Consider the following 20,251-nt stretch of genomic DNA (forward strand, 5'->3'; position numbering starts at 1 on the left):
CTCCTTAATGATATCGAAGCTGCTGCTTTATCTCTCGATGGCTTCTTTGCTCGAAACACGCACAACTTCAATTCGGCATTGGATGTCCGTAGTTGGGATGATTAATATATTACACGACCAGAAACAGGCATCCGGGTGAGTTCGGAAGGCTTCAATATTGTGTTTGTCGATTCGAATACTCATTGCCGGGGCAAAGAGTATTTCAGCAAGGTCGACGGAGCCGACCTTGCTTTCGTAGAAGTTGGAGTGAAAGACAAAAACGGTATGCGTTGTCTGCTTGCAAACGATACCACCCGTTTTTTTGTTACAGTGCAGGCGCCAAGCAACGCGACCTTTATAACGATCCGAATGCTGCCAACTCAAAAGAACATTTGCGGATTGTTGAAATTGAATCTTACGAACGACCTTGATAATCTGATTCACAAATTACCACTTAATTCTAATTTATCATGATACGCACAGCATTCAAAATGTTTCTAAAACCGGGCTTTGAAGCTGAGTACGAAAAACGTCACGCTGCCATCTGGCCGCAATTGAAAACACTTCTCAAGGATAGTGGCGTTTATGATTATTCCATTTTCTGGGACAAGGAGACCAATATTCTCTTTGCCGTTCAAAAGGTAAATGGAGATCAGAGCTCACAGGATCTCGGTAGTACTGAAATCGTACAGAAATGGTGGGCTTACATGGCCGATATTATGGAAACCAACCCTGACAATTCGCCTGTTTCCATTCCATTGCCCGAACTGTTTTATATGGAATAAAAAAACATCAGGTCGCTTCTCGCATTAGCAGCCTGACTTTTAATAAGCACAATCAATGAAACAACGTTTTTGCTCTTTACTGGTGATTAGCACTATCGCACTCATTTCTTTTGCTCAACAAACGATTTCGCTTACCGGCAAATGGCAGTTCCGCATCGACCGGAACGACGAAGGACTTGACAAAGGCTGGTATACGATTTCAATAGGAGACGAAACCGTACGGTTACCGGGTACCATGTGCGAAAACGGGAAAGGTGACGATATCACGCTGAAAACCCAGTGGACGGGAAGCCTCTACGACAGCTCCTTCTATTTTAATCCGGCCATGGAAAAATACCGCAAACTGGATAATCTGAAGCTGCCCTTCTTTCTCACACCCAACAAACATTACGTGGGAGTGGCCTGGTACCAGCGCGACATTGATATTCCCGAAGAATGGTACGGAAAACCGCTTTCCCTTTTTCTGGAACGAGCCCATATTCAAACCATGGTTTGGATTGATAATAAATTTATGGGTAATATAATGTCTATGACTACACCTCACCTTTATTTTCTTTCACCTTATCTTAAATCAGGCAAGCATCGGCTGACCATTCGCATCGACAACCGACTGAGAACGACGATCGATCCGGGGCAGAATTCGCATAGCGTGACCGACCAGACTCAAGGTAACTGGAACGGAATCGTAGGGAGGATTGAACTGCAAAGCAGACCTCAGATCCACTTGGAACCTATCAGCGTATTTCCCGATCTCAAAAACCGTGTGGCGAAAATCAGTTTCTTGATCCTGAATGAGACGGGAAAGAATCACAAAGGCAATATCGTTTTGTCTGCAAAAAGTTTCAATACCTCCGATCCACAAACCATCAATCCGGTAACGGTTCCGTTCACTGCCGACAGCCTTATTAAAAAAATAGACATTACGTTGCCTCTGCACGATAAGATGCAGCTCTGGAGCGAATTTTCGCCTGCACTGTATAAGCTGACGGTTACCCTGAAAAGCGGAGATACAGTCGACTCGCGGGATGTGGAGTTCGGAATGCGTGAAATCAAAATCGAAGGGCGCGGAATTTATGTCAACGGCATCCGCACCATGATGCGCGGGACTGTCGAAAACTGCGACTTTCCGCTCACCGGCTACGCTCCGATGGATCGGGCTTCGTGGGAGACGATTTTCCGCAAGTGCAAATCGTACGGACTCAACGCCATGCGTTTTCATTCCTACTGTCCACCCGAAGCTGCTTTCGAGGCTGCCGACCGCGTAGGTATTTATCTGCAACCCGAAGGTCCGAGCTGGCCGAATCACAGCACTTCGCTCGGTCAGGGCAAACCGATTGATGCCTATCTGATGGACGAGACGATACGAATGACAAGCGAATATGGCAATCACGCGTCGTTTGTGATGCTGGCTGCAGGCAACGAACCACGCGGTAACTGGGTGGCTTGGGTGAGCAAATTTGTGGATTACTGGAAGGCTACTGACAGCCGTCGTATCTACACCGGAGCCTCCGTTGGAGGTAGCTGGGCATGGCAACCGAAAAATCAGTATCATGTCAAAGCTGGTGCGCGCGGTCTTAACTGGGACAAAACCCGGCCCGAATCGATGTCGGACTTCCGCCAAAACATCGACACGGTGAAACAACCCTTTATTTCGCACGAAACAGGCCAGTGGTGCGCATTCCCCGACTTTACCGAGATTCCGAAATATACCGGTGTGAAACGGGCTAAGAATTTCGAACTCTTTCAGGAGAACCTCACCGATAACGACATGGCCGACATGAGCCGCAGATTCCTGATGGCATCGGGCAAACTGCAACTGCTCTGTTATAAGCACGACCTGGAAAAACTTTACCGTACACCCGATTATGCTGGCTTTTATTTGCTCGGACTGAATGACTACTCGGGTCAGGGAACAGCATTGGTAGGAGTGCTCAATGTGTTCTGGCAGGAGAAAGGATATGTCGATTCGCTTTCTTTCCGCCGTTTTTGCAACACCACGGTGCCGCTGGTACGCATGGAGAAATTCGTGTTCAACAACAATGAAACCCTGAAAGCGGGTGTGGAAGTGGCTCATTACGGAGCCTCCGACCTGAAAGAGACAACTATTCGCTGGAAAGTGAGAGATATGAACGGCAAGGTTGTAGAAGAAGGTTCACTTTCCAAACAAACCATTCCGGCCGGAAGTCGTTTGGCGCTGGGAAACATTTCGATGGGTCTCTCTAAAATAACCGCTCCGGCAAAGCTGAATCTGCAGGTGGCCATCGACGGCACTGCATATGCCAACGACTGGAATTTCTGGGTATATCCCGCAACAGTCACCGACAATTCGAAAGGCATTCTTGTTTGCCACGAACTGGACGAGACGGCGCAAAAGGTGTTGGCGAAAGGAGGCAAAGTACTGTTGCTCGCCGCCGGAAAAGTGGAATATGGTAAAGAGGTAGTGCAATATTACCAGCCTGTTTTCTGGAACACCTCTTGGTTCAAGATGCGTCCGCCGCACACAACCGGCGCCTACATCGAAAACAGCCACCCCATTTTCAAAAACTTCGTTACCGACGACTGGGGCGATTTGCAATGGTGGGAGCTGCTCAACAAGGCACAAACCATGCAGCTGACCGACTTCCCGAAAGGTTTTCATCCGTTGGTACAACCCATCGATACCTGGTTTATCAACCGCAAACTGGGCATGCTTTTCGAAGCGCAGGTAGGTAAAGGCAAGATGGTGGTGTGCAGCATGGATCTTGACAACGATCTGGAAAACCGTCCCGTGGCACACCAATTGCGATACTCCATTCTCAACTACATGCAGTCGAAACAGTTTAACCCTCAGTATAAAATTGAGCTTTCAACCATCGAAGATATCTTCCGTAAGACAGCCGAAAAGGTGAAGACTTACAGCAAAGATGTCCCCGACGAATTGAAGAAGGGAACACGATAATCATAAAAATAATTTGAGAGTCTCGTTTTAAGCGAGGCTCTCATTTTTTTTATGCTTGAAAGAGAAAAGAACCGAAATTCTTCTCTTTGCTATTTCACAACCGATATTTGACTCTGACCTTTCGAAAAAAAATAAGGCCGTCATGTAAATGACGGCCTTACAAAACTAACACCTAAGATACTTATACAAGCTTTGACAACGCATCTTTGATGCGAGCCATCGCCTTTTCGATATTTTCGTCGGAAGTTGCATACGACATGCGGATGCAATTGGGAGCGCCAAACGCATTACCACCCACGCAGGCCACTTTTGCCTCGTCGAGAAGGTACATTGCCAAATCGGCAGCTGTTTCTATTTTGTTTCCGTTGAATGATTTGCCTAAGTAATAACTGCAATCAGGGAATATGTAAAATGCTCCCGTGGGATTGTTTACTTTGAAACCCGGAACTTCTTTTGCCAGTTTCACAATCAGATCGCGACGGCGTTGGAAAGCCACACGCATTTCGGTAACACAGCTTTGGTCGCCTTTGTAAGCAGCCACGGCAGCTTTCTGAGCGATTGAGCAGGGACCTGAAGTATACTGACCCTGCAATTTGTTGATGGCGCCAACCACCCATTTCGGACCAGCAATCCAGCCGAGACGCCAGCCTGTCATTGCATAGCCTTTTGACACACCATTCACAATCACCACGCGTTCGCGAACGTTTTCGAATTGTGCGATGCTTTCGTGCTGACCCAGGTAGTTGATGTGTTCGTATATTTCATCGGAAATGATTACGATCTGAGGATATTTTGCCAACACATCAGCCAACCCTTTCAATTCTTCTTTGGTATAAACGCTACCGGTAGGATTTGAAGGAGAGCAGAGAATGATGGCTTTTGTTTTTGGAGTAATGGCAGCTTCGAGTTGGGCAGGAGTAATTTTGAAGTCCTGATCGATACTTGCTTCAACCACAACGTTAACCCCTTCGGCCAGTTTCACCATTTCCACGTAACTTACCCAGTAAGGAGCAGGAATGATCACCTCGTCGCCGGGGCCTACCACGCTGAGAACAACGTTGCAAACAGATTGCTTTGCACCATTGGAGCAAAGAATTTGATCCGGTTTATATGTCAAACCATTCTCTTTTTCAAGTTTTTCACTGATAGCCTGACGCAGGTCGAGGTATCCGGGTACGGGTGAATAGAATGAAAAATTATCATCAACCGCTTTTTTGGCTGCCGCTTTTATGTGGTCAGGAGTGTTGAAGTCGGGTTCCCCGACACTCAGGTTAATCACATCGAAGCCTTGAGCTTTCAGTTCGGCGCTTTTTTGAGACATCGCCAACGTCTCAGATGGTGATAATGCGTTAATACGCGCAGATAATTGGTTCATAAATTATATATAAATGGAATTCTCGGGTGAAATATCCGACTCGTTGAATGACCCGGATTTTACATGTGCGTGGAAATTGGTTGACCAAAAACCATGCAAAGGTACTCATTTTTACTAAGCCAGTCAAATAAAAAAGACACGGAAAACCACTTTTTTACACCAAAAATTTCTCTGTCAGAACCGACGCTGATAAGAAACCGATATTTCCACTTGATTCCCTTTTTGTCCAACATGATATTCCTGATTTAGCAAAGAAGCCGATATCGAGAAGACATTGAGCTTTTTAATGCTTCTTTTCAATCCTAAAGTTGCGCTTTTCGAAATAAGTTTGACATTGCCATTATTGTATGCAAGCACTGCATTCGCATCATCTGGGGACAAGCCATAGCCGATGTTGCCATAAAAATAATCGTCCGCTCCACCTACATAATAACGAACAGTGCCTGTATATGAATGAGATATGTTGTGATTACCGGGCACTAGAGTTACTCTTGCGTTAAACAAAAAGCTTTTATAATATTTTGAAAGTCCACCGACATAAATCCAGGTTGAGTTGCTGAAATTCAGATATCTGAATCCTAATTCGAGCTCAAAACTCTTGGGCAGCGTAGCATACAGCGACGCTCCTGCTCTGTAGTGAGGGAACACCGATGATACGTCAGACAAGCCCAAATTTGTATAGGCGTACAGGCCTTTCATTATGTGAGGATAAGCATCGATTTCGGCTTGAAAAGCAGTGTTGCCAAATCGTTTGCCGTAATTGACCCGTCCAGTTATGGAGCCCAATGAGGTAAAACGGGTATAATCGACATTAATGATTTGCCATGGCGATTTGTGCAAATAATCGCCATATCCATGATCGAACCAGGTAAAATCATAACCGACACTGACTTTATTGAGGGATGCAGCATCGGTAATGTCCAGAATAAGAGACCGCACATCGGTATTCGCAGGGTTTTTTTGAAGCAGCACAAGTGCCGTCTGATAAGCCTCCATATATCTTTTCTCCGATTTCAGTATCTTTATCTTTTTAATCAATAAGTCAGTCGAACCCGGATGGTACTGCAAGCCCTGATCACAATAAGTCAATGCAACCTTGTTATTGTCACTCCAGTATTCCAGATCAGTCAACGCAAGAGCAGCATCCTCGGAATCCGGTTTTTGTTTCAGTACAGTCAATAACTCAGTTCTCGCACTATCCGGTTTCCCGTTCCAAGTGTAAAGACGCCCTAAAAACACTCTTATGTCATCATATTTAGGACTTTGTAACAATGCCTGACGGGATAATTGGATAGCCAACGGATAATTTTTCTGCTTAAATGCGGCATCTCTGGCATTGTGAAACAAAGAGTCAGAGCTCAGTCCGGTTTGTCCAAATACCGGTATACTAAACAAACTTGTTATCAGAATAACAAAAAATCTGTAGGGTGTTATTTTCAATATAAAGGAAGTATTCATAGCGATTCATGTTAAAAATCAGTACAACATCAATATTTATGTAATAGGCTGTCCGGCACCAGCTTTTTGTGTGCCAGCATCGCCCTGTTTCTTTGAATAAATCGATCAAGCAACGACTGTAATTTATGTTGTTGGTCATTATCGTTCACCGGATCAAGCCCCATGTTTGCCGATAGCTTAAACACTGTGTTGCCACTCAACATATAATTGCCTGATAAATATTCGCTGACGCCCTGTTTAGTAGGTATCAAAGGATAATTACTGGCATTCCTGAAATAACGCGCAGTATCCAGACCGGCACCTAACCAGGTCACCAATGCAGGAGCTTTTGTTCCATATTGTTTTTTCTGGTAAGCTAATATAGAAGGTGTAATATCCAGATGCGAAACTACGGCAGAGAATTTGGACGGGCGCTTCAGCAACGGGCTATACACGATTAGCGGCACATGGTACCGGTCAATTTTGGTACTCAATGGAATGTCCGGCATCCGGTGGTCGCCCGTAATAATGAAAACCGTGTTACTAAAAGATGGTTTGGAAGCATAGTTTTTGAAAAAATGGCGCAAAGCATCGTCAAGATAGAGCACGCTTGCAAATTGCGGTTTATATGCACGATGCTCTTTTATCGAAGCTGCATCCAATTTTAGATCCTGCAATCGTTTTTCAAACAGGACATTATATTTTTCCTGATCATTCACTAGAAAAGGATTGTGCGTTGCAACCGTGAGCAAAATATTGATTTTTGGCTGTTTACTCGTTTTTTCATACTCCTGAAGATAAAACCGGAACAATTCGGCATCGCCATAGCCCCACGAAAATCCGTCAGAATTGGCTGGTAACTTTTTGTAAGAGCCATTGAACTTATGTAAATCGTATATGCCGTTAATGTTCTGCTTCTTCAGAAACAAGTTCATATTATCAAACTTCGAATCGCCTCCGTAGTAAAAGAAAGAACGATAACCATTCGTCTGGAGAATGTTAATCAGACCCAAATAAGAAGGCATTTGATCTCCCAATTCAGCAAAGCCGTTTGTGGCGTACGGCAGCGAAGCCAGCATCGAAGGTAAAACCTCAAATGTTCTACCGGCCGTGCTAATGCAGTTTTCCCAATAAAGGCTGTGCCGTGAAAGTGAATCAAGAAATGGCGTAAAACTATGCAGATAAGCGTTGTCGTTTGAAAATGCCCGGCCAAGTCCTTCCACAATTATAAAAACATAGTCGGGAGAGTCCTTGCCCTTCCGGATAAAAGAAGAGAGTACATCTTTTGTATTGTCGGGATGCAAAAAGGCAAAATGCTCTGCATCAGGATAATTGAAATCATTTGCATTGTGAGTCAATTCTTTCGCACCCGTGGCCATTTCAACACTATTGCCTCCACCATTGTGAGACAAATAAGCAAAAGTTGCATCGTAAAAAAAAGCAGATTTATTAAGTGCCAGATTATTATCATATTCTGACCCGAAATTGTATGCCAACGCATGTGTGGATCCCTTGAAAAAAAGAACTAAAAAGCAAAGTGCCACTAAGCTTGCATTCAGCTTAATTCCTGTATTAATGCGACGGGGGAAATAGATGAACAACAAAACAATAAGCGCGGTTACCAATAGCAACTTTATCAACATATCAAGGCTGATACCTGCACTGACGGTTTGCCTCACTTCTGCAACAGAGTAATAATACAGGTCGGCTCCCAAAGGATTCAGTACGACTGAAAAATACTTAACCAGCAACAAATGACCGATACAAAGAAGAATAAACAATGCCAGCATCAGCCTCTTTGTTATTTTTGCTGAAAGAAGAGCTGTGATGAAAAGTATAACAAACAAACAAGCTCCGGCTGTTAAAGAGAAGCCCAAGTCGGATAAAAGCGCTGACCCCATAAACCGAAACAAATGATCCCGGATATGTTGATCGAATTGGGCCATCGCAAGCTCGTATATTCTTAGTAATATGATGAATGTGAAGAAAACTGCCATAAACGAAGCAAAATTCTTCATCAGATCACTCATTTTAGCTTTAATAGATAAATGGGTGTTATTTTCTTGCATATAATTTCTAAATTTTAAAATGAATATAAATATCTCTATATAGCATATATAACTATTGGGGCGATGCGTTCGAAAACCCTTTTCTCTCCAATTTGTCCCATTTCCGATTACCTTTCAGAAACGAAATATTGCCTCTGATTGCCCAGTAAACATTGAGTGGATGGTAAACTATCGGCTCAATGAACGGAATAATAAAAAGCTTTCTAAGGTGAGCAAACCGATGATACCGGTGGAAGGTAAATTCGTCAAAAAGTACAGCATAAAATGAAAATGAAACCGAAAACAGATAGACAAACAACAGAAGAAACAGAAAAATAGGCCAATTGATTATCGACGTCATCAACAAAAAGAGCATAAAAACATAACCCCCGGCTTCGAACAAAGGAGCAAGCCATTCAAAGAAAAACCAAAATGGATAGCCCAGCATCCCCAAACGGCCATATTTCGGGTTAAACAAAAGCTTCCGGTGTATCTTCAAGGTATCTATGTTGCCTCTGGTCCATCTGTTTCGTTGACGTTGCAGCGCATCCTGAGTTGTCGGAACTTCTGTCCAGCAAAGCGGATCCGGAATGTATTCAACGCGATGCTTGATTTTTTGATCGTATAAAAATCTTCGCATACGCACTACCAATTCCATATCCTCACCAACGGTATTCACATTATAACCGCCGCATTGTACAACAATATCCTTGTCAAACATCCCCAGCGCTCCCGATATAATCAGCAAGCCATTCAGCTTGCTCCAGGCCATTCTCCCCATAAGGAATGCCCGAAGGTATTCAACCACCTGGAAACGCACGATATATTCATCCGGTACATTTACCTGCAATACTTGTCCATTATCAATTTTACACGAATTTGCAATACGAATCACACCTCCTGTTGCAATGGTCTTGTTGTCGGTATGAGAAAGGAAAGGCTTGACTAATTTTTGTAAGGCATCAGGAACAACAATGCAGTCCACATCAATCGCAACAAAATAAGGGAAGTGCGATACATTGATTCCTGCATTGAGTGCATCCGCCTTTCCTCCGTTTTGTTTGTCCACCACCGTAAGAAACGAGTAAGCTTGGTTTCTGGACTTGTAAATGCCATTAACAGGCTGTGTCGGTAGCGCTGCATAAGCAATATATTCTGTTTCTATCAAATCAAATTCTTTTATTATTTTGTCCAGAGTATCATCGGTACTTCCATCATTAACTACTATTATTTCATAGTTATTGTACTGAAGTGTAAACAATGCTTTTATGTTGTTGACAATCGTTTTGCTCTCATTGTAAGCGGGGGCTATTACTGTGACTCCGGGAGCAAGAGGCGATGAGAGAAGGGTACTGAAATCGGTATAACGATTTGCTCTTTTGTACTCAATCAACTGAAACATAGAAATAATTCCCAGAAAAAGGTAAATTGCCATAATTAACGCGGCAATTACCAGGAATAGATTATTGAAGAAAATATCAGCCATACGTTTAGTTTTTTTGTTGTGTTCAATCTTATTTCTGTTCAATTTGCTCCGGTTCCATGTCTTTTAAGAGCATGGCTTGCAATCCGGGAGAAACATGTTTCAGGATCTCAGCCTGCAATCGTCGGGGTGTATCCTGCCATATGTTTCGGTAGAATTCAAACGTCTCCTGAGGTTTATCCAGTGAAAGTGCCTGTATCATTCCAACCTGAACGCGAAGTGTTTCTCCGAGGAAATTCTGTTTTACAACGGGGATAGCCTCGTAAATATCCAGATCACGTACTACCCGTAGGGCATTTCTACGTACCATCGGATCATGATGTGTCACCAAACGGATAATCTCGTTCTGTGGACCCTTTTGAGAAAAAAGGCGAATCATATTTAGCGCAAAAATGATGACCGAAGCATTCTCCGAATGAAGAAAACTATAAAAGTCGGGTAGTGGTAAGGAGCCTCTAACCATTGTCTTATGCAGTAAAATCTGATGCCATATCGGCAGTGATTGATCCATAATATTCAGGAATGCAAACGCTTGGCCGGTATCGAGATTAACACATGCCATTTGCGCTACATTTCTTAAGTGAGGATTTTCTGCATATTGATAGGGCTGAATCTGCTCAAATGCCGCATAAACCTGCATCCATTGTGCCGCATCAATGTACAATAACTTATTAAACCATCGTGCACTTTTAATTTTATGAGTCACAAATACATCAAGGCCTAACTGGTAAAACAGCAGTTGCAAGTGTTCGGTTTTAGGCCCGGTGATTTGTTTGCGCAAACTGATTATTTCCTCAACAAGCATTTGTTTATTGAGTTGTTTTATTTGCTGTAAAGCCGATTCACTATCTCCGTAGAGGTATTCTACGATAGATTCTTGTGCTTTTTGTCTCATTTTATTTTTACGACGCCAAAGGTTGATTGAGCCCCATCTACGGAGTAAAATGAATAATGCGATTGTTACAATATTTACCACCGTAAGGATGAGCGCCGTAAATAGAACCGGAAATAGCCAAATAAGCAAAGTGCTTTGTTTTTGATTTTCTTCAATCGTTGCCATTAAGTAACGACCCAGATCGTGAAGCCAGTTAAATGCGCTGCTACTTTTCAGAAACCAGTTTTCCTGCATTAGCCAGCTTTTTACAATGAATGAGAATGCTATCAGCAAAATCATAGCCGCTAAAAACACGGCCACCGCTTTATATTTTCGTAACATAATCTATTGCATTTGAAATGAATGAATTTCTCTTTCCGCGTATTGCCTTTTGGATGTGGTTGTTTAGCTGTGTCGGATCAAGAGGTTTAGAAATAAACTCATCGGCACCAAGTCTGAATATGAGTTCTATTAATCGATTGGAACTTAATGAACTTATAACTACAATCGTCATCTTGGGAAATTGTAACCGGGCGTTGTGAATGAATTCGAACCCGTTCATATGCGGTAATAATACCTCTGTGATTAAAATATCAGGTGCAAATGACGTCAATTGACTTGCCATTTCTTCACTTACCCAGGCCAGACGAACTTCATTCTGTTCGGACATCAGTTCTTTCCCCATGAGTTGTACTAATAGAGGGTTGCTTTCGCATATAAGTATCTTCATAAAATTGTATTTTAGGATTTTTAAATCAGAATTGATAAGAACAAATGATTTCTACTGAGTACACATTGCGCTTGCTCATCTACACGGTCTTGCTGTAGGGAAATGCAGATCAGAACTGATTGCTTTACTCCAACCTGATTCTCGATGACTTAAGAATCGGGGTGACCGTGATCAATACATTCGTTAATTCCAGTTGCTGATTTTTAGATAAGCATCTGCTTCTCCCAGTACTCCTTACTATTCCGAATCGTTTCGCATAGTTAAATCTCCCGACCAATGTTCCTGTTGGAATTTTCCGGCTATACTGCAAATGGAGTGTTCGTCAGGGTATTAAAGTGCGACTCTGGAAATAGTCTGACGAATAACTGATACTCAGCTGGTTTTTTAAGTTGATCCTGCCATGATTTCAGCAATGTGAGGCCGTCTGCAATTTGAGGATCAACATACAACAGCATATTCAGAGCCACATTTGCCATTTCAGGTTTTTTCAATCCGTTGTAGGCTCTGGCTTTCTTTAATAAAAGAGCTTTGTTGTTGTGGAAGCATGAAAGGGCAGCATCACAATCGTGGAGGCAGGAAGTGTAATCTCCGCGCCACAGAGAAAAATCGGTTTTTACATCCCATGCATCGAAACTTTTTGGATTTGTTTCAATGATAGTATTGATGTTGGATTCTGCCAGATCATACTTTTTGTCCCATAAATAAATGCGGGACAACAAAATGCGGGCATCCTGATAACCGGGATTATTTGCAAGAATCCGTTTACAGGTAGTAATGGCGCCGACTTTGTCACCGGCATTAGCTGCCTGACGGGCGCTAATGAAAAGAGAATCGGCATTAATGCGTTGAGCTTTAATTGGATGAATGGACGCTAAAGCGTAAAATATCAGGCACAACGATAAATTCAAAATCCCTGACTTTGATATAGAACAATGCATAGTAGATAATTTTTAATTAAACATTACAGTGATAAAGTAGTCGATTTATCACATTGATATTCAAATAAAAAAAATGATGTTTTTTTATTTTATATGGCAAATATAAGGTGCGAATCAATTATATTTGCAATCAGACTAAAAAAATTGATAAAAACAATTTGGGCGTGTATCCGGATAAAGGTGCCGTAATATATTATGCGTCTTACTTTTTGCAAGGTTTTTTTTAGTGTGAGTTTGTGATGATGTCAGGTTGATCATTAATAAATTATTTGCACATGAACCCTAAGGAATTTCAAACAATCAGAGAAGCTCTTGCGTATTGCATTGATCAGGAGCATTTAAGTTATGAACAATACAGTCGCAACGCCAAAAGAACACTTAATCTTCATCAGAAGAGTATATGGGAACAACTTGCCAACGATGAATTACGGCACAAGGCATTATTGTCCTCTCTTTTGGATAATCATCAATTTCTTTCCATGTCATATACGCCCGATGCTAACCCGGAAAATCTTGATTTTCTTCAGATAGAAAAGCCGGTTAATCCTGTTAAAGAAATATTTATGAAGGCAATTAATGCTGAAATTGAAGCCTACTATGGATATCGTGATATTGCGCAAAAATCTTCAGAAACTGAGATGAAGAATCTTTTTCATCTTTTATCTCAGGAAGAGCTGGTTCATAAACAAACTTTGGAAGAAGAGCTGGCAACTCTTGAATAGGTGCCGATAGTTCATATTCGCTTCCTTTGTTCTTTTCTCTCTCCGATAGGTTTTTCTATCTTTGCAACATAGAACAAAAGAAAATGCTGAATCTCTATCGTGCTTCCGCCGGATCGGGCAAAACTTACCGCCTGACTCAGGATTATATTCGTCTGCTTTTTGCCGACCGGCAGCCTTATGCGCACCGCCGTCAACTGGCTGTGACTTTTACTAACAAGGCCACCGAAGAGATGAAGCTCCGTATCATCACAGAACTCGACAGGCTGGCGCGTGGCGAGGAGTCGGGCTATCGTGAGGGTTTGATGCGGCATTTCGGCCTTTCTGCTGGCAAGGTGAATGCTCGCGCGCATCACCTGCTCAAGGAGATTCTACACGACTACTCCTCCTTTTCTATCAATACCATCGACCGCTTTTTTCAGCAGGTACTGCGCAGCTTTACCCGCGAAATAGGTCTGCACGGTGGCTACAATATTGAGATTGATACCGACGAACCGCTGGCAACGGCCATCGACGGCTTGCTCTTTTCTCTCGACCAAAAAGAGAACCGCCTGTTGCTCGACTGGCTGATGCAGTTTGCCCGTGAACGCATCGAAAATGGCAAGGGGTGGGATATTCGTTATGCCATCCGATTGCTGGCCGGAGAGATATTTAAAGAACGATACAAAAAGAAGCTACCGCTGGTGCGTGAAAAACTTCACAACCGTGAATTCCTTAACGGATACCGGCAAAAATTATATGCCATCACTTCTCGTTTCGAAAAAGAGTTGAAACAGATCGGAGAGGAGGCGCTCACACTGATGGCGAGTCACGACCTTACTCCTGCCGATTTTAAGGGAGGTAGTCGTTCTGCACTATTTATTTTCGAAAAGCTGGCAGCAGGCGAAATAAAAGAGCCGTCGAATACTTTTATGGCTTTGGCGGGTAATCCCGACAACTGGTGCACGAAGACTGCTCCGGCAAAAGCACAAATAGAAGCGGTCTATCACACCGGACTTAACGCCTTTGTCGAGAAGATTTCTACGCTGTTCGGCGATGCCTTTGTCAAATACAAAACCGCCGACACCATTGGCCAACATCTCTACGCACTGGGTATTCTTTCCGACATCGACAGCCGCATCCGTCTTGACTCGGAAGAAAACAACCGTCTGCTCCTGAGCGATACTACTGAGCTGCTCAACCAGATTGTGGACGGAAGCGATACGCCTTTTGTTTTCGAGAAAACAGGGGTGCATATCCACCACTTGATGATGGACGAGTTTCAAGACACCTCTGCCATGCAGTGGCAAAATTTTAAGCCGTTGATGGATAATAGTCTGGCCTCCGGCAACGAAAACCTGATTGTGGGCGACGTAAAACAGAGTATCTACCGCTGGCGCAACTCCGACTGGCGTCTGCTCGACCGACAGCTCTTCGACGATTTTGCCAACGGACAGATTCACGAAGAATATCTCAATGACAACTGGCGAAGTTGCCGTAATGTGATTGATTTCAACAACCTCTTTTTCGATCGGGCATCGCTGTTTATGCAGCAGCTCTTCAACGATGACTTGCCCGAACACTACAGCGGCGATCTCCATTGTCGGCTGAAAGAAGCTTACAAAGGATTGTTCCAGCACTATTCGCCTAAAGCCGGCGAAGGCCACGTGGAAGTGCGCTTTGTAAATAACGAGGAAAAGGATTGGAAAGAAAATTCGCTGGCACAACTGCCTACCATTATTGAACAGTGGCAGGATAAAGGTTTTGCGCTACGCGACATGGCCGTGCTGGTACGCCGCAACAGCGAAGCCACCGAGGTGGTAGAATACCTGTTGCAATATAAAAATAGCGAGCAGGCCCGCGAAGGTTACCGCTACGACGTAATCTCTAACGAGGCATTGGTCATCGGAAACTCGCTGGCGGTACGGTTCGTTATCGAAGCATTGCGCTACATTTTGCATCCCGACGATAAACTGTTGCAAACCCTTGTGCCGTACCTCTATTTTGTGCTGCATCAGGGCAAAGAGCCCCATGAAGCATTAGCCTCTTGTTTTGATAATCCCGAAGGTGCAAATACCCGTATGGTGCACGAAGAGTTGCGGCGTCTTATCAACGAAGGAACCAACCGTTCTATCTTTGAGCTGAGCGAAGAGTTGATCTTCCTGTTCGGCCTCAAAAGCAACGAAGGCGAAGATGTCTACTTACAGGCATTCCAAGATTTGGTGCATCAATATTCCATCAAGGAGTCGGCGGGCATAGCCTCGTTCCTCGAATGGTGGGAAGAAAAGGGTGTGCAAAAGACGATTGCTTCACCCGAAGCGCAGGATGCCATCCGTGTACTTACCGTTCATAAATCGAAAGGGTTGGGTTTTGAAGCTGTGGTGATGCCCTTTGCCGACTGGTCGCTTGACAACAACAACCGCGATATCATCTGGTGCGAACCGACCGTGGCACCTTTCAGCGAACTGGAACTGACTCCGGTGCAGTACTCTTCTTCGTTGGCCAAGACTATTTTTGCGGCCGACTATTTTGAGGAGCGCATGGCTTCGTTTATCGACAACCTCAATGTGGCATATGTGGCTTTTACACGTGCTAAGCAGGAGATGGTGCTCCTGGCTCCGCAGCCCAAACCCAACGCTAAAGGAGAAATCAAGGTGAGTTCTCTCTCTACGTTGCTTCATCGCTGCATCACCGACGAACTGTCAGTCGAAAACATACCGGCCGATGCAAAAGATGCTTGTCATTCATTTGCTCCGTTTTGGAACAACGAATTGCTTACTCTGGATATGGGAAATACGGCACAACAGTCGACAAAGGAGCAGAAAGATTTGCAGGTGCATTACCGCTATGCACAATCTATCGCCCCCATCAGTCCCATTGCAGTAAAATACAAGGGAACGGACTATTTGGAAAAAGAGACATCGTCGCGCACTCTGTCGATCAACTACGGATTGCTGATGCATGAAGTATTGCACAATATTCGCCATGAAGGTGACGAGCAACGCGCCATCGCAGATATGGAACGCACCGGACGCATCACTGCCGGTGAAAAGGAAGAGATTACCGCCATGTTCGATCGGTTTTGGAAGATCGAGGGCATCCGGCAATTCTTCGCCCCCGGCTTGCGTATCCTTAACGAAACTCCCATCTTTACCCCTGACAACAAGACTTATGTGCCCGATCGCGTCGTTTTTACGGACGGGCACGCCACCATCATCGACTACAAGTTCGGACACGAACAACCCCGCTACCGCCAACAGGTACTCAACTACAAAAATTTAGTGGAAGAAATGGGCTATACCGCCACGGCCTACCTTTGCTATGTAGAGAAAAACAAGTTGGAAAAAGTGTAATTGGTTTGACTGTACATAACACGAATGTACTTTTTGCCAAAGATTATAATTCCAACATTAGGGACAAATATCCGGACTGAATCAAAATTATGTTTTTTTAGAATCCCCATTTGTTAAAAATTTTATTCCAAAGCAAAACGAATGACACAATTTTGTGCCCGTTTGACGGATAATTTTTTCTCTGCAGGTTCTGCAAAACCTCGTATCTTATAAAAAATCAAGAAATTATTTCGTACCTCTTTGTATTCTAAAAAAATAGTTCTATCTTTGCAGCCCAATTTAGAGTAGATATATCAAAAATTTAAGTATTTAAATCACAGTCAAAATGCCTACAATTCAGCAATTAGTGAGAAAAGGAAGGACAGCGCTGGTTGACAAGAGTAAAGCTCCAGCATTGGATGCTTGTCCTCAACGTCGTGGCGTCTGCGTGCGTGTTTACACAACCACTCCTAAAAAACCTAACTCTGCAATGCGTAAAGTAGCTCGTGTTCGCTTGACCAACCAAAAGGAAGTCAATGCTTACATCCCGGGTGAAGGACACAACTTGCAGGAACACAGCATTGTGTTGGTTCGTGGCGGTCGTGTAAAAGACCTTCCCGGTGTACGTTATCACATTGTTCGTGGTACTTTGGATACGGCAGGTGTAAACGGTCGTCTTCAACGTCGTTCGAAGTATGGTGCTAAACGTCCGAAACCGGGTCAGGCAGCAGCTGCAGCAGCTAAAGGCGGTAAAAAGAAATAAGTAGCCGACTTCCCTAAGAAAAGAATCTAATCACGGTTTGAGTTATTGGTGGCCGTTGAAGGTTGAGTAAATAATCCGGTGGGATTGTTGAAGAAACTACATTAAAACAACCAGAACAAAACAAAATTTTGAATCACAATGAGAAAGTCAAAACCAAAGAAAAGGATCATTCTACCCGATCCGGTTTTTAGTGAAGTGATGGTGACAAAGTTTGTCAATCACCTCATGTATGATGGCAAAAAAAGCACTGCTTTCGATATATTTTATGGTGCACTCGAAACCGTAAAAGCCAAACTTCCCAACGAAGAAAAGACTCCGCTTGAAATCTGGAAAAAAGCTCTCGACAATATCACTCCTCAGGTCGAAGTTAAGTCACGCCGTGTTGGTGGTGCAACATTCCAGGTTCCTACAGAAATCCGTCCCGACCGTAAGGAGTCTATCTGTATGAAAAATCTTATTTTATATGCACGTAAACGTGGTGGCAAATCAATGGCTGAGAAATTGGCTGCTGAGGTAGTTGATGCGTTTAACAACCAGGGTGGTGCCTTCAAACGTAAAGAAGATATGCACCGTATGGCTGAAGCAAACCGTGCTTTTGCTCATTTCAGGTTCTAACCTTAATTTAAACCGAACAAAAATCGTTACAAAATTAACGACCTATTGTTTAGGCAAATATAAAAACAAATGGCAAAAAAAGACTTACACTATACGCGTAACATCGGTATCATGGCTCACATCGATGCCGGTAAAACAACAACTTCGGAACGTATTCTGTACTACACCGGTCTTACTCACAAAATCGGTGAAGTTCATGATGGCGCTGCTACCATGGACTGGATGGAACAGGAGCAGGAACGTGGTATTACCATTACTTCTGCTGCAACAACAACGTTCTGGAACTATTTGAACGATAAATATAAAATCAACCTGATTGACACTCCGGGTCACGTTGACTTTACGGTTGAGGTAGAACGCTCTTTGCGTATCCTCGATGGTGCTGTGGCTACTTTCTGTGCTGTAGGTGGTGTTGAACCTCAGTCGGAAACAGTTTGGCGTCAGGCTGACAAATACAATGTACCACGTATCGGTTTCGTAAACAAAATGGACCGTTCTGGTGCTGATTTCTATGAAGTAGTACGTCAGGTTAAGGATGTGTTGGGTGCAAAACCTTGTCCTATCCAGATTCCTATCGGTGCTGAAGAAAAATTCAAAGGGGTTATTGACCTTGTTAAAATGAAAGCTATCTTCTGGCATGACGAAACTATGGGTGCTGAATACTCGGTAGAAGAAATCCCTGCAGATCTTCAGGCTGAAGCCGAAGAATGGAGAGAAAAAATGCTCGAGGTAGTTGCTGAATACGATGATGCCGTAATGGAAAAATTCTTCGACGATCCTTCAACAATCACAGAAGAAGAAGTCAACGTAGCGATTCGTAAAGCAACCCTTTCAATGGAAATTACTCCTATGATTTGTGGTTCGGCATTCAAGAACAAAGGTGTACAAACAATGCTTGACGCTGTTTGTGCTTACTTGCCAAGTCCTCTGGATACTCCTGAGATTTTTGGTAATGATCCTCGTTTCGAAGACAAACAAATCGTTCGTCATCCGGACGAAGACGAACCTTTGACCGCTTTGGCGTTCAAAATTGCAACTGACCCTTACGTAGGACGTCTTTGCTTCTTCCGTGTTTACTCTGGTAAACTGGCTGCCGGTTCGTACGTTTACAATACACGTTCTGACAAAAAAGAACGTATTTCTCGTATCTTCCAGATGCACTCCAACAAACAAAATCCTGTTGAAGTGATTGGTGCTGGTGATATTGGTGCTGGTGTAGGTTTCAAAGATATCCGTACAGGTGATACCCTTTGCGACGAAGCTAATCCTATCGTTCTCGAATCGATGGACTTCCCTGAACCAGTAATCGGTATTTCGGTTGAACCGAAAACTCAGAAAGATATGGATAAACTCGGTCTTGGTTTGTCAAAACTGGCTGAAGAAGATCCAACTTTCCGTGTTAAAACAAACGAAGATACAGGTCAGACTGTAATCGAAGGTATGGGTGAGCTTCACCTGGAAATCATTATCGACCGTTTGAGACGTGAGTTCAAGGTTGAATGTAACCAGGGTCGTCCTCAGGTATCTTACAAAGAAACTATCACCAACACTGTTGAACTTCGCGAAGTTTACAAGAAACAGTCGGGTGGTCGTGGTAAGTTCGCTGATATCATCGTAAAAGTAGGTCCTGTTGATGCAGGCTTTGAAGGTGGTCTTCAATTTATCGACTCTGTGAAAGGTGGTAACGTTCCTAAAGAATATATTCCTTCTGTACAGAAAGGCTTCCAGGCAGCTATGAAGAATGGTGTGCTTGCAGGTTTCCCGGTTGATCAGTTGAAAGTTGAACTCATAGATGGTTCGTTCCACCCGGTTGACTCTGACCAGTTGTCGTTCGAAATCTGTGCTCAGATTGCATTCAAAACAGCTTGTGCTAAAGCAAAACCCGTTCTGTTGGAACCGATCATGAAAATGGAAGTGGTTACTCCGGAAGAAAACATGGGTGATGTAATCGGCGACTTGAACAAACGTCGTGGTCAGGTTGAAGGTATGGAATCGAGCCGTACGGGTGCACGTATTGTGAAAGCTAAAGTTCCTTTGGCAGAAACATTCGGATACGTAACATCATTGCGTACAATCAGCTCGGGACGTGCAACTTCATCAATGGAATTCTCTCACTATGCAGAAGTTTCTTCATCTATTGCAAAAACAGTAGTTGCTGAAGCTAAAGGTAAAGTAGAACTCTTGTAAAAATAATAAGTGGAAACAGCGCAGGTTAGCAAATGACTCTTAACCTGCAGCTGTTAACACTATATCTAT

15 protein-coding genes are annotated in these 20,251 nt (G+C 43.5%); 8 read left to right on the plus strand and 7 right to left on the minus strand.

Features of this window, described 5'->3' with window-relative positions; translation table 11 throughout:
* Positions 1-135: 135 nt before the first annotated feature.
* From F8N35_RS05105 to F8N35_RS05115, 3 genes are read left to right on the plus strand one after another with little or no spacing between them, the layout of a single operon-like run.
* On the plus strand, positions 136-453 hold the full coding sequence (locus F8N35_RS05105; RefSeq protein WP_293050275.1) for a hypothetical protein: 318 nt from the start codon (positions 136-138) through the stop codon (positions 451-453).
* Positions 450-764 (plus strand): L-rhamnose mutarotase, encoded by a 315-nt coding sequence (gene rhaM, locus F8N35_RS05110; RefSeq protein WP_293050276.1) that lies wholly within the window; start codon positions 450-452, stop codon positions 762-764. Before F8N35_RS05105 ends, rhaM begins: the two co-directional genes overlap by 4 nt.
* Before the next feature lie 55 nt (positions 765-819).
* Positions 820-3,702 (plus strand): sugar-binding domain-containing protein, encoded by a 2,883-nt coding sequence (locus tag F8N35_RS05115; RefSeq protein ID WP_293050277.1) that lies wholly within the window; start codon positions 820-822, stop codon positions 3,700-3,702.
* Between the two features lie 181 nt (positions 3,703-3,883).
* On the opposite strand, the gene F8N35_RS05120 is transcribed toward F8N35_RS05115, so the two are convergent.
* From F8N35_RS05120 to F8N35_RS05150, 7 genes are all read right to left on the minus strand, one after another.
* The gene (locus tag F8N35_RS05120) at positions 3,884-5,077 is read right to left on the minus strand and encodes a pyridoxal phosphate-dependent aminotransferase (RefSeq protein WP_293050278.1); all 1,194 of its coding nucleotides are present in this window, start codon (positions 5,075-5,077) and stop codon (positions 3,884-3,886) included.
* A gap of 174 nt (positions 5,078-5,251) precedes the next feature.
* The gene (locus tag F8N35_RS05125; RefSeq protein ID WP_293050279.1) at positions 5,252-6,535 is read right to left on the minus strand and encodes a YaiO family outer membrane beta-barrel protein; all 1,284 of its coding nucleotides are present in this window, start codon (positions 6,533-6,535) and stop codon (positions 5,252-5,254) included.
* A gap of 29 nt (positions 6,536-6,564) precedes the next feature.
* Positions 6,565-8,583 (minus strand): sulfatase-like hydrolase/transferase, encoded by a 2,019-nt coding sequence (locus F8N35_RS05130; protein WP_293050280.1) that lies wholly within the window; start codon positions 8,581-8,583, stop codon positions 6,565-6,567.
* Between the two features lie 52 nt (positions 8,584-8,635).
* A complete protein-coding gene (locus F8N35_RS05135) occupies positions 8,636-10,048 on the minus strand; it encodes a glycosyltransferase (protein WP_293050281.1) in 1,413 nt (470 codons plus the stop codon).
* A 28-nt stretch (positions 10,049-10,076) separates the two neighbouring features.
* Positions 10,077-11,261, minus strand: coding sequence for a hypothetical protein (locus F8N35_RS05140; RefSeq protein WP_293050282.1), 1,185 nt, complete (start codon positions 11,259-11,261; stop codon positions 10,077-10,079).
* The gene (locus F8N35_RS05145) at positions 11,245-11,649 is read right to left on the minus strand and encodes a response regulator (protein WP_293050283.1); all 405 of its coding nucleotides are present in this window, start codon (positions 11,647-11,649) and stop codon (positions 11,245-11,247) included. The genes F8N35_RS05140 and F8N35_RS05145 overlap by 17 nt, the downstream gene beginning before the upstream one ends.
* A gap of 299 nt (positions 11,650-11,948) precedes the next feature.
* Complete coding sequence (locus F8N35_RS05150; RefSeq protein ID WP_293050284.1) at positions 11,949-12,587, minus strand: tetratricopeptide repeat protein; 639 nt, start codon at positions 12,585-12,587, stop codon at positions 11,949-11,951.
* Between the two features lie 275 nt (positions 12,588-12,862).
* On the opposite strand from F8N35_RS05150, the gene F8N35_RS05155 reads away from it, so the two are divergent.
* The 5 genes from F8N35_RS05155 to fusA all read left to right on the plus strand — a co-directional run bounded on the left by F8N35_RS05155 (position 12,863) and on the right by fusA (position 20,182).
* Positions 12,863-13,309: a hypothetical protein gene (locus F8N35_RS05155; protein ID WP_293050285.1), complete on the plus strand. Its 447-nt coding sequence runs from the start codon at positions 12,863-12,865 to the stop codon at positions 13,307-13,309.
* Between the two features lie 83 nt (positions 13,310-13,392).
* On the plus strand, positions 13,393-16,638 hold the full coding sequence (locus F8N35_RS05160) for a UvrD-helicase domain-containing protein (protein WP_293050286.1): 3,246 nt from the start codon (positions 13,393-13,395) through the stop codon (positions 16,636-16,638).
* 325 nt (positions 16,639-16,963) lie between these two features.
* Positions 16,964-17,380: a 30S ribosomal protein S12 gene (gene rpsL, locus F8N35_RS05165; RefSeq protein WP_293050287.1), complete on the plus strand. Its 417-nt coding sequence runs from the start codon at positions 16,964-16,966 to the stop codon at positions 17,378-17,380.
* Positions 17,381-17,518: 138 nt separating this feature from the next.
* On the plus strand, positions 17,519-17,995 hold the full coding sequence (rpsG, locus tag F8N35_RS05170; RefSeq protein WP_068702476.1) for a 30S ribosomal protein S7: 477 nt from the start codon (positions 17,519-17,521) through the stop codon (positions 17,993-17,995).
* Between the two features lie 69 nt (positions 17,996-18,064).
* Positions 18,065-20,182 (plus strand): elongation factor G, encoded by a 2,118-nt coding sequence (gene fusA, locus F8N35_RS05175; RefSeq protein WP_293050288.1) that lies wholly within the window; start codon positions 18,065-18,067, stop codon positions 20,180-20,182.
* Positions 20,183-20,251: the final 69 nt, after the last annotated feature.

This window comes from Paludibacter sp., from assembly GCF_009712605.1.
Lineage (GTDB): Bacteria > Bacteroidota > Bacteroidia > Bacteroidales > Paludibacteraceae > Microbacter.

Bases quoted from the DNA above. Each gene is read 5' to 3' on its own strand.
- F8N35_RS05120 (WP_293050278.1), bottom strand. From the start codon at position 5,077: ATGAACCAATTATCTGCGCGTATTAACGCATTATCACCATCTGAGACG.
- F8N35_RS05125 (WP_293050279.1), bottom strand. From the start codon at position 6,535: ATGAATACTTCCTTTATATTGAAAATAACACCCTACAGATTTTTTGTT.
- F8N35_RS05140 (WP_293050282.1), bottom strand. From the start codon at position 11,261: ATGTTACGAAAATATAAAGCGGTGGCCGTGTTTTTAGCGGCTATGATT.
- F8N35_RS05135 (WP_293050281.1), bottom strand. From the start codon at position 10,048: ATGGCTGATATTTTCTTCAATAATCTATTCCTGGTAATTGCCGCGTTA.
- F8N35_RS05160 (WP_293050286.1), top strand. From the start codon at position 13,393: ATGCTGAATCTCTATCGTGCTTCCGCCGGATCGGGCAAAACTTACCGC.
- F8N35_RS05145 (WP_293050283.1), bottom strand. From the start codon at position 11,649: ATGAAGATACTTATATGCGAAAGCAACCCTCTATTAGTACAACTCATG.
- fusA (WP_293050288.1), top strand. From the start codon at position 18,065: ATGGCAAAAAAAGACTTACACTATACGCGTAACATCGGTATCATGGCT.
- F8N35_RS05130 (WP_293050280.1), bottom strand. From the start codon at position 8,583: ATGCAAGAAAATAACACCCATTTATCTATTAAAGCTAAAATGAGTGAT.
- F8N35_RS05115 (WP_293050277.1), top strand. From the start codon at position 820: ATGAAACAACGTTTTTGCTCTTTACTGGTGATTAGCACTATCGCACTC.
- rpsG (WP_068702476.1), top strand. From the start codon at position 17,519: ATGAGAAAGTCAAAACCAAAGAAAAGGATCATTCTACCCGATCCGGTT.
- rpsL (WP_293050287.1), top strand. From the start codon at position 16,964: ATGCCTACAATTCAGCAATTAGTGAGAAAAGGAAGGACAGCGCTGGTT.
- F8N35_RS05155 (WP_293050285.1), top strand. From the start codon at position 12,863: ATGAACCCTAAGGAATTTCAAACAATCAGAGAAGCTCTTGCGTATTGC.
- F8N35_RS05150 (WP_293050284.1), bottom strand. From the start codon at position 12,587: ATGCATTGTTCTATATCAAAGTCAGGGATTTTGAATTTATCGTTGTGC.
- rhaM (WP_293050276.1), top strand. From the start codon at position 450: ATGATACGCACAGCATTCAAAATGTTTCTAAAACCGGGCTTTGAAGCT.